This is a genomic window from Pseudomonas sp. PVC-3-1 (assembly GCF_057444315.1).
In genome coordinates, this window is sequence record NZ_CM172023.1 from 5315841 (window position 1) to 5328821 (window position 12981).

General features: G+C 65.7%; 12 protein-coding genes. 5 read left to right on the forward strand and 7 right to left on the reverse strand.

The window, feature by feature from the left end:
• Position 1: 1 nt before the first annotated feature.
• The gene (locus AC2T4A_RS24335) at positions 2 to 1414 is read right to left on the reverse strand and encodes a circularly permuted type 2 ATP-grasp protein (RefSeq protein WP_486741998.1); all 1413 of its coding nucleotides are present in this window, start codon (positions 1412 to 1414) and stop codon (positions 2 to 4) included.
• Between the two features lie 366 nt (positions 1415 to 1780).
• Between AC2T4A_RS24335 and ydcS the strand changes: the two genes are divergently transcribed.
• From ydcS to AC2T4A_RS24360, 5 genes are all read left to right on the forward strand, one after another.
• Positions 1781 to 2938, forward strand: a complete 1158-nt coding sequence (ydcS, locus tag AC2T4A_RS24340; RefSeq protein ID WP_486743729.1) for a putative ABC transporter substrate-binding protein YdcS — start codon at positions 1781 to 1783, stop codon at positions 2936 to 2938.
• A gap of 185 nt (positions 2939 to 3123) precedes the next feature.
• Positions 3124 to 4143, forward strand: coding sequence for an ABC transporter ATP-binding protein (locus AC2T4A_RS24345; RefSeq protein ID WP_486741999.1), 1020 nt, complete (start codon positions 3124 to 3126; stop codon positions 4141 to 4143).
• Positions 4144 to 4190: 47 nt separating this feature from the next.
• Complete coding sequence (locus tag AC2T4A_RS24350) at positions 4191 to 5042, forward strand: ABC transporter permease (protein WP_478379038.1); 852 nt, start codon at positions 4191 to 4193, stop codon at positions 5040 to 5042.
• Positions 5032 to 5853, forward strand: coding sequence for an ABC transporter permease (locus AC2T4A_RS24355; protein ID WP_416746567.1), 822 nt, complete (start codon positions 5032 to 5034; stop codon positions 5851 to 5853). Before AC2T4A_RS24350 ends, AC2T4A_RS24355 begins: the two co-directional genes overlap by 11 nt.
• A gap of 158 nt (positions 5854 to 6011) precedes the next feature.
• The gene (locus tag AC2T4A_RS24360; RefSeq protein ID WP_486742001.1) at positions 6012 to 7436 is read left to right on the forward strand and encodes a gamma-aminobutyraldehyde dehydrogenase; all 1425 of its coding nucleotides are present in this window, start codon (positions 6012 to 6014) and stop codon (positions 7434 to 7436) included.
• A 109-nt stretch (positions 7437 to 7545) separates the two neighbouring features.
• On the opposite strand, the gene AC2T4A_RS24365 is transcribed toward AC2T4A_RS24360, so the two are convergent.
• From AC2T4A_RS24365 to AC2T4A_RS24390, 6 genes are all read right to left on the reverse strand, one after another.
• On the reverse strand, positions 7546 to 8250 hold the full coding sequence (locus AC2T4A_RS24365; protein WP_486742002.1) for a type 1 glutamine amidotransferase: 705 nt from the start codon (positions 8248 to 8250) through the stop codon (positions 7546 to 7548).
• Between the two features lie 215 nt (positions 8251 to 8465).
• Positions 8466 to 8804: a ribonuclease E inhibitor RraB gene (locus AC2T4A_RS24370; protein ID WP_024765445.1), complete on the reverse strand. Its 339-nt coding sequence runs from the start codon at positions 8802 to 8804 to the stop codon at positions 8466 to 8468.
• A gap of 278 nt (positions 8805 to 9082) precedes the next feature.
• Complete coding sequence (locus tag AC2T4A_RS24375; RefSeq protein WP_486742003.1) at positions 9083 to 9766, reverse strand: hypothetical protein; 684 nt, start codon at positions 9764 to 9766, stop codon at positions 9083 to 9085.
• 33 nt (positions 9767 to 9799) lie between these two features.
• On the reverse strand, positions 9800 to 10561 hold the full coding sequence (locus tag AC2T4A_RS24380; protein WP_416746559.1) for an SDR family oxidoreductase: 762 nt from the start codon (positions 10559 to 10561) through the stop codon (positions 9800 to 9802).
• On the reverse strand, positions 10558 to 11520 hold the full coding sequence (locus AC2T4A_RS24385; RefSeq protein WP_486742004.1) for an alpha/beta hydrolase: 963 nt from the start codon (positions 11518 to 11520) through the stop codon (positions 10558 to 10560). Before AC2T4A_RS24385 ends, AC2T4A_RS24380 begins: the two co-directional genes overlap by 4 nt.
• Entirely contained in the window at positions 11504 to 12979 is a 1476-nt protein-coding gene (locus AC2T4A_RS24390; RefSeq protein ID WP_486742005.1) for a flavin-containing monooxygenase, read from the reverse strand. The genes AC2T4A_RS24385 and AC2T4A_RS24390 overlap by 17 nt, the downstream gene beginning before the upstream one ends.
• Positions 12980 to 12981: the final 2 nt, after the last annotated feature.

Here is a 12981-nt window from a genome sequence, read left to right on the forward strand (position 1 = left end):
GTCAGTCCTCGACTACCCAGGTGTCCTTGGTACCGCCACCTTGTGACGAGTTGACCACCAGCGAGCCTTCGCGCAGCGCCACGCGGGTCAACCCGCCGGGCACCAGGCGCACGTTGTCCGGCGCGGACAGCACGAAGGGCCGCAGGTCGATGTGACGCGGGGCGATACCGTTCTCGACAAAGGTCGGGCAGGTCGACAGGCTCAGGGTCGGCTGCGCGATATAGGCCTCCGGGCGCGCCATCAGCCGGGCGCGGAAGGCTTCGATTTCCGCCGTGCTGGCCGCCGGGCCGACCAGCATGCCGTAACCGCCGGAGCCCTGGGCCTCCTTCACCACCAGCTCGGGCAGATGCGCCAGCACGTGGGACAGGTCCTGCGGACGGCGGCATTGCCAGGTCGGCACGTTGTGCAGGATGGGTTCCTGGTCGAGGTAGAAACGGATCATCTCCGGCACGTACGGGTAGACCGATTTGTCGTCGGCCACGCCGGTGCCGATGGCGTTGGCCAGCACCACATTGCCGGCGCGGTAGGCGGCCAGCAGGCCGGGCACGCCGAGCATGGAATCGGGGTTGAAGGCCAGCGGGTCGAGGAAGTCGTCGTCCACCCGCCGGTAGATCACGTCCACCGGCATCGGGCCGGAGGTGGTGCGCATATAGACGCGCTCGTCGCGGACGAACAGGTCAGCGCCTTCCACCAGCTCCACCCCCATCTCGCGCGCCAGGAAGGCGTGCTCGAAATAGGCGCTGTTGAAGCGGCCAGGCGTCAGCACCACCACGCAGGGCTGCTCCACTTCACTGGCCTGGCGCAGGGTGTCGAGCAGCAGGTTCGGGTAGTGGTCGATGGGCGCGATGCGCTGGGCGCCGAACAGCTCGGGGAACAGGCGCATCATCATCTTGCGGTTCTCCAACATGTAGGAGACGCCGCTGGGCGTGCGCAGGTTGTCCTCGAGGACGTAGTAGGCGCCATTGCCGTCGCGAACCAGATCGATCCCGGCGATGTGCGCGTAGACGCTGCCGGGCACGTCCAGGCCCTGCATGGCCAACTGGTACTGGTCGTTGGCCAGGACCTGCTCGGGCGGGATCAGGCCTTCCTTGAGAATGCGCTGGTCGTGGTAGAGATCGGCGAGAAACAGATTGAGCGCCTGGACGCGCTGGATACAGCCGGCCTCGATGATCTTCCACTCGCTGGCGGGGATACTGCGCGGGATGGTGTCGAAGGGGATCAGGCGCTCGGTGCCTTGGTCGTCGCCGTAAAGGGTGAAGGTGATGCCCGCGCGATAGAACAGCAGGTCGGCCTCGCGACGACGCTGTTGCAGCTGTTCGCCAGGCATGTCCGCCAGCCAGCGGGCGAACTCCGTGTAGTGCGGTCGGCAGGCGCCAGCGGCGTCATGCATTTCGTCATAGAACACCCGAGCCATCTTCTACTCCTTGTTGCCGCTCGTCCTCGGCTCCGAAGGCCGTCGCAAGGCCCGTGCCAGAGGTCGATTTCCTGTTGGTTCAATGACTTGCAAAGGCTGCCGATGCACCTCGCACCAGCTCGGTGCGCTTTTCCCGGCCGCCCGCCCCGGCTCGCCCCGTTTGGGGCCGCGAGCGCCGGCGGGCGGGCCTTTGCGGGGCGCCAGGGGCTTTCTTGTCAGCCTATGGGCCCGGAACTACGCTGCAAGAGCGTGTCCATTCGCTATGGACATGCAGCGATCAACAGAGGTGCCAAATTTCTGCGCGCTGGTATCGCAGTGGCTCCCACAACGAAGAACAACAGGAGTCCGTCCATGTCATCCGTGCAATTGTTTTCAACGAAAGTCGCGGCGCTGGCATTCGCCGGCGTCAGCCTGCTCTCCAGCGGCACGTTGCAGGCCGCCGAGGCGCTCAAGCAGCTCGGTAACCCCGAAGGCGCGCTGGATATCATTGCCTGGCCCGGCTACATCGAACGCGGCGAGAGCGACAAGAACTACGACTGGGTCAGCCAGTTCGAGAAGGACACCGGCTGCAAGGTCAACGTAAAGACCGCCGCTACCTCCGACGAGATGGTCAGCCTGATGGCCAAGGGTGGCTACGATCTGGTCACCGCCTCGGGCGACGCCTCGCTGCGGCTGGTCTACGGCAAGCGCGTGCAGCCGATCAACATCGCCCTGGTGCCCAACTGGAAGAACGTCGACCAGCGTCTGCAGGACGCGCCCTGGCACACGGTGGACGGCAAGCACTACGGCACGCCCTACCAGTGGGGGCCGAACGTGCTGATGTACAACACCAAGGTCTTCCCCAAGGCGCCGGAAAGCTGGAGCGTGGTGTTCACCGAGCAGAAGCTGCCTGACGGCAAGAGCAACAAGGGCCGCGTGCAGGCCTACGACGGCCCGATCTACATCGCTGACGCAGCGCTTTACCTGAAGACCGCCCAGCCCGCCCTGGGCATCCAGGACCCCTACGAGCTCAACGAGGAGCAGTACGCCGCCGCCCTCAAGCTGCTGCGCGAGCAGCAGAAGCTGATCCACCGCTACTGGCACGACGCGACGGTACAGATGAGCGACTTCAAGAACGAAGGCGTGGCCGCGTCAGGCTCCTGGCCGTACCAGGTGAACGCGCTGCAGGGCGAGAAGCAACCGATCGGCTCGACCATCCCCGGCGAAGGCGTCACCGGCTGGGCCGACACCACCATGCTGCATGCCGACGCCAAACACCCGGTATGCGCCTACAAGTGGCTGAACTGGTCGCTGGAACCCAAGGTACAGGGTGACGTCGCCGCCTGGTTCGGCTCGGTCCCCGCCGCGCCCGACGGTTGCACCGGTAGCCAGCTGCTCGGCGAAAAAGGCTGCGCCACCAATGGCTACGACCAGTTCGACCGCATCGCCTTCTGGAAGACCCCGCAAGCCAAGTGCGAGCAGGGGCAGTGCGTGCCGTACAGCCGGTGGACGCAGGACTACATTGCGATCATGGGTGGGAGATAGCACCACCTTCGCCTAGCGCTTTTCTGTAGGAACGAGGGGGACGCCTAGTCCTTGCTCGCGAACCAATCTCCTCTGCGGGGGCTGTTCGCGAGCAAGCTCGCTCCTACGAAGAGCACGCCCCGAGCGCCCTTTCCCCATGCGCTACCTTTTCTGATGCAGCCCCCGCCACGCAGGTAGCCCGCAGCATGACCACAGCCGTCCAGTTCACTGACGTGAGCCGTCACTATGGCGAGGTGCGCGCCGTCGATGCGGTGTCCATCGAGATTCGCGACGGCGAGTTCTTCTCCATGCTCGGCCCTTCCGGCTCGGGCAAGACCACCTGCCTGCGGCTGATCGCCGGCTTCGAGCAGCCCACCTCCGGCTCCATCCGCATCCATGGCGCGGAAGCGGCTGGCCTGCCGCCCTACGAGCGCGACGTGAACACGGTGTTCCAGGACTATGCGCTGTTCCCGCACATGAACGTGCTGGACAACGTCGCCTACGGCCTGAAGGTAAAGGGCGTGGCCAAGGCCGAGCGTTACCACCGCGCCGAGGAAGCCCTCGGCATGGTCGCCCTGGCCGGCTACGGCAAGCGCAAACCGGCGCAGCTTTCCGGCGGTCAGCGTCAGCGCGTCGCGCTGGCGCGAGCGCTGGTGAACCGACCACGCGTATTGCTGCTGGACGAACCCCTCGGCGCGCTGGACCTGAAGCTGCGCGAGCAGATGCAGGTGGAGTTGAAGAAACTGCAGCGCCAGCTGGGCATCACCTTTATCTTCGTCACTCATGACCAAAGCGAAGCGCTGTCCATGTCCGACCGCGTGGCGGTGTTCAACAAGGGCCGCATCGAACAGGTCGATACCCCCGGCAATCTCTACCGCCGCCCGGCCACGCGCTTCGTCGCCGAGTTCGTCGGCACCGCCAACGTGCTGCGCGGCGATCTCGCCCAGCGCCTGCTCGGCGAATCCCGCCCGCACTCGCTGCGCCCGGAACACGTGCGTTTCGGCCGCGCCGGCGAAGGCGAACTGGAAGTCAGCGGCACCCTGTTCGACGTGCAGTACATGGGCGCCAGCAGCCGCTATGAGATCGAACTGGAGAACGGCGTGCGCCTGGTCGCCGCGCTGCCCAACGGCGAGCGCGAGGAGCAACGGCCCAAGCCCGGCGACGCGGTGACCGCCTGCTGGGCACGCAGCGCGCTGGTGCCGCTGCTCGAGGAGCCGGCGCCGTGAGGGCGATCTCCAGCTTCCTCTACCGGCGCAGCACGCTCTACCTGCTGATGCTGCTGATCCCACCGCTGTTGTGGTTCGGGGTGATCTACATCGGCTCGCTGTTCGCCCTGCTCTGGCAGAGCTTCTACACCTTCGATGACTTCACCATGGCGGTGACGCCGGACCTGACCCTGGCCAACTACAAGGCGCTGTTCAACCCGGCCAACTACGACATTGTCCTGCGCACCTTCAGCATGGCAATTACCGTCTCGGTGGCCAGCGCGATCCTCGCCTTCCCCATTGCCTACTACATGGCGCGCTATGCCGGACCCAAGGAGAAGGCTTTCTTCTACATTGCGGTGATGCTGCCGATGTGGGCCAGCTACATCGTCAAGGCCTACGCCTGGACGGTGATCCTCGCCAAAGGCGGCATCCTCTACTGGGTAATCGAACATCTGCATCTGCTCGGCCTGCTGGACCTGCTGCTGGAAGTGCCCGGCGTGGGCGGCAACACCCTGTCGACTTCGCACATCGGACGCTTCTGGGTATTCACCTACATCTGGCTGCCGTTCATGATCCTGCCGATCCAGGCGGCCCTGGAGCGCCTGCCGCCTTCCTTGCTGCAGGCCTCGGCGGACCTCGGCGCGCATCCCCGGCAGACCTTCTTCCAGGTGATCCTGCCGCTGGCCTTCCCCGGCGTGGTGGCCGGCTCGATCTTCACCTTCAGCCTGACCCTGGGCGACTTCATCATCCCGCAACTGGTGGGCCCCAGCGGGCTGTTCATCGGCACCATGGTCTACGTCCAGCAAGGCGCGGTGGGCAACATGCCGCTGGCGGCGGCCTTCACCCTGGTGCCCATCGTGCTGATTGCCGTCTACCTGTCCATCGCCAAACGGCTGGGGGCCTTCGATGCGCTCTGATGCCCACTCCACCGATCGCCCCTCCTGGTTCCTGCGCCTGGCGGCCTGGGGCGGGCTGGTATTCCTGCACTTCCCGATCCTGGTGATCCTGCTCTACGCCTTCAACACCGAGGAGTCGGCCTACAGCTTCCCGCTGCAGGGCTTCACGCTGAAGTGGTTCAGCATCGCCTTCGGCCGCGGCGATGTGCTCGATGCCATCTGGCTGTCGGTAAAGATCGCCTGCGTGGCCACGCTGATCGCCATGATCCTCGGTACCCTTGCCGCCGGTGCGCTGTACCGCCGCGACTTCTTCGGCAAGGAGAGCATCTCGCTGATGCTGATCCTGCCCATCGCCCTGCCCGGCATCATCACCGGTATCGCCCTGCTCTCGGCATTCAAGACACTGGGGATCGAGCCAGGCTTCCTGACCATCGTCATCGGCCACGCGACCTTCTGCGTGGTGATCGTCTACAACAATGTGATCGCCCGCTTCCGCCGCACATCCTTCAGCCTGATCGAGGCGAGCATGGACCTGGGCGCCGACGGCTGGCAGACCTTCCGCTACATCATCCTGCCGAACATCGCCACGGCGCTGCTGGCTGGCGGCATGCTGGCCTTCGCCCTGTCGTTCGACGAGATCATCGTCACCACCTTCACCGCCGGCCACGAGCGCACCCTGCCGCTGTGGCTGCTCAACCAACTGACCCGCCCGCGCGACGTGCCTGTCACCAACGTCGTGGCCATGCTGGTGATGCTCGCCACCATGCTGCCGATCCTCGGCGCGTACTACCTCACACGCGGGACCAGTGATGTGGCGGGGAGTGGCAAATGACCTTGTGCCATGCGCCCCCTCCCTAACCCTCCCCCTGAAGGGAGAGGGGACTGGATCGGCGCAGGAGGAAACCACGGTTTCAGCCGGCACGAAAAGCTCCCTTTCCCTTCAGGGAGAGGGCTGGGGAGAGGGAACCCCCACTGACGAGAGGAGCCCCCATGCAAACCAAACTACTCATCAACGGCCAGTTCGTCGCCGGCGAAGGCACGAAGCTGGACGTCCTCAATCCCGCCACGGGCGAAGTGATCGGTCAGATCGCCGAAGCCAGCGAAGCACAGGTGGACACCGCGGTGCGCGCCGCCGACGCTGCATTCGACGGCTGGTCGCAGACTGCGCCGAAAGACCGCGCCATGCTCCTGCTGCGCCTGGCCGACCGTATCGAGGAGCACGCCGAGGAACTGGCGAAGCTGGAATCGGACAACTGCGGCAAGCCTTATGCCGCCGCGCTGAATGACGAGATCCCGGCCATCGCCGATGTGTTCCGTTTCTTCGCCGGCGCCTGCCGCGTACTGCCCGGCTCCGCCGCCGGCGAGTACCTGCCCGGCTTCACCTCGATGATTCGCCGCGACCCGGTGGGCGTGGTCGCCTCCATCGCGCCCTGGAACTACCCGCTGATGATGGCCGCGTGGAAACTCGGCCCGGCCCTGGCCGCCGGTAACTGCGTGGTGCTCAAGCCTTCCGAACAGACACCGCTGACCGCCCTGCGCGTCGCCGAATTCATCGCCGAGCTGTTCCCCGCCGGCGTGGTGAACATGGTCTTCGGTCGCGGCCCGAGCGTGGGCGCCCCGATGGTCAGCCATGATCTGGTGCGCATGGTCTCGCTGACCGGCTCGGTGGGCACCGGCAAGGCCATCATCAAGAGCGCCGCCGACAGCGTGAAGCGCCTGCACATGGAGCTGGGCGGCAAGGCCCCGGTGATCGTGTTCGACGACGCCGACCTGGAGGACGTGATTGCCGGCATCCGCACCTTCGGCTTCTACAACGCCGGGCAGGATTGCACCGCCGCGTGCCGTATCTACGCCGGCAAGAAGGTCTACGACAACTTCGTCGCGGATCTCGCCAGCGCGGTAGCGAGCCTCAAGACGGGTTTGCAGAATGACCCGAATACCGAACTCGGCCCGCTGATCACCGCGGCCCAGCGCGACCGCGTCTCCGGCTTTGTCGAGCGTGCCAAGGCCAGCCCGCATATCCAGATCGCTACCGGCGGCAAGGTGGTCAGCGGCAAGGGCTTCTTCTACGAACCCACGGTGGTGGCCAACGCCCAGCAGGACGACGAGATCGTCCGCCGCGAAGTGTTCGGCCCGGTCGTGTCGGTGACGCCGTTCAGCGATGCGGACGAAGCCGTGCGCTGGGCCAACGACTCCGACTACGGACTCGCCTCGTCCGTGTGGACCAAGGATGTCGGCCGCGCCTCACGGGTGGCCGCGCGGCTGCAGTACGGCTGCACCTGGGTGAACACCCACTTCATGCTGTGCAGCGAGATGCCCCACGGCGGCTTCAAGCAGTCCGGATACGGCAAGGACCTGTCCATGTACGGCCTGGAGGACTACACCGTGGCGCGGCACATCATGTTCAAGCACTGAGTCGCGGCACCGGCGTACAACCGCAAACGGTTGTACGCCCTACGGCGTGAACCTGACCTGTAGGAGCGGACTCCGTCCGCGATATCCCAGCGCCGCAAAGATCGCCGGATCAGATCAACCCGGCCAGCTTCAACCAATGGCGGTAGAACCCCTCCGCCACCTGGTTCATCGCCGCGACCCGCTGCGGCAGGCCATCGAGCATCACCTCGGCGCTTTCCTGGCTCGGCTGGCTCGGATCGAGGTACTCCGGGAAACCGTTGACCCAATCACTGACCAGTTCTTCGGTCATCTCCGGATGCCCCTGCAGGCCGAGGATGCGCTCGCCATAGCTGAACGCCTGGTTCACGCACCAGGGGCTGGACAGCACGCGGGTGGCACCTTCGGGAATGTCGAAGGTGTCGCCGTGCCACTGGTAGATCGGGAATTCATCCGGCAGGTGCGCCAGCCACGGGCTCTGCGCTTCCTGGCGGCGCATCGGCTGCCAGCCCAGTTCGGTGTACGGCAGGCGGTGGATGTCGGCGCCCAGCGCCTTGGCCAGCAACTGGCCGCCCAGGCAGTGGCCGATCATCGGCACGTCGCGCTCGATGAAGCGGCGGATCGCGGCGATCTCGTCACGCAGCCACTGCAGGTCGTCGTTCACGCTCATGGGCCCGCCCATGATGGCCACCGCTTTGGGCCGCTCCAGGTCATAGCCTTCCAGCTCGCCCAGATCGACGCGAAGCACATCGAACGGCAGTTGCAGACGGTCGAGCACCGCGCCCAGGTGGCCGGGCGGGCAGAAATCGACGTGGGTCAGGATCAGGATATCGGTCATGGTCACCTCCGCGCGGCAGTCTGCCGCATCGGTGGCGATGAAGAAACCTGGCGTGTCCGCAAGCTTGTCCTTGCACGGCTGCCGCGCAGGCGCCGTTGCCCAGGCGAAAAAAGGCGCGCCGTCACTGCTGGCGACAGCGCGCATTTTCATTCTTACGGGTAAAGAGCGCGGGTAGAAGATCGGCCGTCGCGCGACGGCTCAACGACGTGTTGCGATCAACGCAGGGAGGTGACCTCCTGGGTCACGCCCCAACCATCGAGAATTCCGCCCAGTGGCACCACGACTTCCTCAAGGTCGTGTTCGAAATCGCCGATGGCGGCATGGGTGGCGAACATCACCTTGCTGATCTGCAGGCTCCAGCCGCCGTCATCGCGGGCTTCGACCTGGGTTCTCAGCGACTCGCCGCGAAACTGCCGGGCAGCTTTGCGGGCGTTCTGTTCATCGGAAAAGATGGCGAAAAAGTCGATGGGATGAATGCGTGCGAAATCGAAGCCACCTTCCTTCATCCGGCGCAACACGTTGACGCTGATATCCTCCGAGAGGGGCTTTTCCATGGTACGCACCTCCTGTCGAGACGTTCAGAGTGTATTCCCCGCCAACGAACACGCCCTGCAAGGGCGTATTCCGGGCACTTCAGTGTGCCGCCGGGAAACGTCAAATGACGCAACGTCCCCCGAAATGGTGGCCAACTCCGCCGAACGCGACGAATGGCGCCGCGGAAATGTCCCGGCCACATTTCTCAGAGTAGCGCCTGAGCTCGCGACCTGCCGCTCCTTTGGCGCTTCGCGCCGTTCGGCGGCGACGGGCGGCAGAAAGGCGCCATCCCGCGTCGCTAGCCGCCCAACGCTATGCACAGGCCTGTCATGGCCACGCCCAGCGCCATGAAACCCAGCGCCCCCGGCCAGGGTGAGTCGCCGGACCAGCGACTGAGCAGCCAGCCCAAGCCGAACAGCATGACCACGCCGATACCCTGGGCCAGGCGCAGCGCCAGCAGATCATCTGGCACCAGCCACAGCGGCAGGATCAGCGGCAGCGTGATGCCGCTGACCAGCAGCACGATCAGCAGCGCCGCCAGCCAGATTTCCGCTCCGCCATGACGCAATTGCCCGGTACCCAGGTCCGAGCGCATCAGCCGCTGGCGCAGTCGCCAGACCTCGTCTGGTTGCAGCGCAGCCACCAGCCGCGGCGGCAGGAACTCGTCGAGGCCCTCGCGAAAATCGATATCACTGGACGTCCTGCGCAGGGCTCGCAGGCGGCCGTGCCGATGCACCCGCTCGACCCGCAGGCGCACCAGTAGCATCATCGCGTCCACCAGCCCCCAGGCCAGGTTGCAACCCAGTGCAGCGACGATCAGATCCTGTCGGCTGGCCCCGCCGCTGGCGGCGGAAATCACCGAGATGATGGTCAGGGTCATGATCACCCCATAGGTCATCTCACTGATGCGGTCGAAGGGTGAAGTGATGTCCTGCAGCACGCGCTGCCAGGCCGAAGGCTGGGGTTCCGGATTTCGCTGCATGGGACGGCCTCCTTCGCCGCCCCTCCAGTCTACTCAGGCACGGCTGAGCCAGGCCATCACCCAACGGTTGATCGCCGGTGGCGACAGCTGGCCGGACCAGTACATCGCGCGGAACATTGCGCCAATGGGCCGATGCACGCCGCCGCTCTGAGCCTGCCGCCACGCGGCCTGGGCAATATCCTCAGCCACCAGGGTGACGCCCAGGCGGCGCAGCACCGGCGGTTCGAAGGTCTGGCTGGCGACCATCGGCGTGCGCACGAACGGTGGCATCAGGTCGGCGACGCGAATGCCCAGCTCGCGCCACTCCAGCTCCAGCGCCTCGGTCAGCCCGCGCACGGCGAACTTCGAGGCCGAATAACTGGCCATCTGCGGCACACCATAGAGCCCGGACGCCGAGCCCATGTTCAGCACCTGCGCGCCCGGCGTGCGCTTGAGGTACGGCAGCGCGGCGTAGCAGCAATTGAGTACGCCCTGCACGTTGATGGCGATGATGCGGTTGTGCTCGGCAAGGCTGATGTCCTCGAAGCGGCCGAAACGCAGGATGCCCGCGCAATTGAACAGCAGGCGCAGATGGCCGTCGTGTGCGTCGGCGAATCCGCGCACCGCCGCCGTCACAGCCTCGGCGTCCGTGACGTCCAGCGCCCGTTGCCAGGCGCCGCCGAGCTCGGCAGCCAGTGCCGCCAGCGGTTCGGGATTGAGGTCGATCAGGCCAACGCGCCAGCCGCGCTGATGAAACAGTTTCGCGGTGGCGGCGCCGATGCCCGAGGCCGCCCCGCTGATCAGAATGGTGTTCATCGCTGCACTCCTTGCAAGGGGCCGACCTGTAGATGGCTGGCGACAAAATGGGCGACGTCCTGCAAGGCACGGTCGGCCACGTCCAGCAGGCCGGCGTGAGCCTGGAACACATGCCAGCAGCCGGGAAAGCGCTGCAGTTGCACGGTGTTGCCGTAACGCCGTGCCGCATCGACGAATCGCAGGCTGTCGTTGCGCAATACCTCGTCCTCGCCAACCTGGATCAGCAGCGGCGGCAGGCCGCTGAGATCAGCGTGCAGCGGCGACAACTGGGCGTCCGCGCGGGGCACGTCGGGCGGGCAGAACATCTCCATGGCGCTGTCCATCCAGGCGCGGGTGATCAGCGGATCGCCCGCCGCCGGGGCGTGCAAATGCTCGCCGGAGAGATCGGTCACCGGCGAGAAAGTGACCAGCGCACCTGGCATTGGCAGGCCCAGCGCCTTGGCTTCCAGCGCCAACTGCAGGGTCAGGTGGCCGCCGGCGGAGTCTCCGGCTACCGCGATGGTTGGTGCGGGGATGCCCTTGTCGAGCAATGCACGATAAGCCGCTACGGCGTCCTCGCGCTGGGCAGGGAAGCGGTGCTCGGGGGCCAGGCGGTAGTCGATCACCCAGACCTCGGCCTTGCAGCGCCGTGCCAGGTTGGCGGTGATCGCCCGGTGCGTGGCCGGCGAGCCGACCAGGTAGGCGCCGCCGTGCAGGTAAAGGATCACCCTGCCCTCGCTCACCGCTTCCGGCCGCCAGACTTCGGCGGGCACGCCGCCCAGGGTCGTCTGCTCACTACGTACGCCACGGGGCGTCAGCGTTGCGGCGGTCAGTCCGCGTAACAGGGCGCGCTGCGCCTTTACCGGCAATTGCGGGCCCATCAGCCCACGGAACAGCAGGTTGAGCGTGCCGCGCAGGATGGCCGTCAGCAGTTTCTGACGGGTCGACAGCGGCACCTGGGGTTCAACGGATGCAGTCATAGTCGGCGAACTCCGGCTGACGGGTCTGTTGGCGGTAGCGGAAGGTGAAGCCCGGCCAGTTCACGGTATTGCGGCCGCTTGCGGTCTTGTACCAACTGCTGCAACCGCGCTCCCAGATGGTGTGCTGCAGGTCGTGCTGCAACTGGCGGTTGAAGCCCTGCTGCGCCTGTGGCTTGAGGTCCAGGTACTTCAGGCCCTCGCGCTGGATCCGTTGCAGGCAGCCGAGCACATAGGGGAACTGGCTCTCCAGCATGTAGATGATGGAGTTGTGCCCCAGGTTGGTGTTCGGCCCATAGAGGATGAAGAAGTTGGGGAAACCGCTGACGCTGATGCCCTTGTAAGCCTCGGCGCCGTCGCTCCAGGCCTGGTTCAGTTCGCGCCTGCCCAGGCCGGTGATACGCATCGGCGCGAGGAACTCGGTGGCGGCGAAACCGGTACCGTAAATGATCGTATCCACCGGGTGGCGTACCCCGTCGCGGGTCACGATGGCGTCCTCGGTGACCTCGCGTATGCCGGTATCCACCAGCTTCACATTGCTGCGCGCCAATGCCGGGTAGTAGTCGTTGCTGATCAGGATGCGCTTGCAGCCCATGGGATAGTCCGGCTGCAACCGAGCACGCAGCTGCGGGTCGCTGATGCTTTTGCGCATGTGCAGGTGGAAGCTGATCCGCATGAATTTCATCATTGGCGGGAACACGGTGAAGGCCAGCGCCCGCGCCTCGTGCTGGATGTACTTCAGGCCTCGATCCAGGCGTTGCAGCCAGGGCAGGCGCGACTTGATACGGCGTTCCCAGTCGGCGTAGGGACGGTCCGGCTTGGGAATCACATAGGCGGCGCTGCGCTGGAACAGCAACAACTCAGCCACCTTCGGCGCAATCTGCGGGACGAACTGGATGGCGCTGGCGCCGGTGCCGACCACCGCGACACGCTTGCCGTCCAGCGGCGTTTGGTGGTCCCACTGCGCGGAGTGAAAGGCCTTGCCCTGGAAACGCTCGATGCCTGGCAGCTTCGGGATCAGCGGACGGCTCAATTGGCCGAGGCCGCACACCAGCGACTGGGCGCGCAGCTCCTCGCCGTCAGCGCAGGTCACCTGCCACTCACCGGCCGCTTCGTCGAAGCTGGCCTCGCTCACTTCGCAGTTGAAGCGGATACGTTCGCGCAAACGGTACTTGTCGGCGCAGTGCCGCGCGTACTCGAGGATTTCCGCCTGGGGCGCGAATTTGCGCGACCAGTCAGCCTTGGGTTCGAAGGAGAAGGAATACAGGTGTGAAGGCACATCGCAGGCAGCGCCTGGATAGACGTTCTCGCGCCAGCAGCCGCCGACGTCGGCAGCCTTCTCGAGGATCAGGAAGTCCTGGATGCCGGCTTTCTGCAGGCGGATCGCCAGGCCCAGGCCGGCGAAGCCGGCGCCGATGATCAGCACGCGCGGGGCGGCCGATCGACGGGATGGTGTTGTCATTG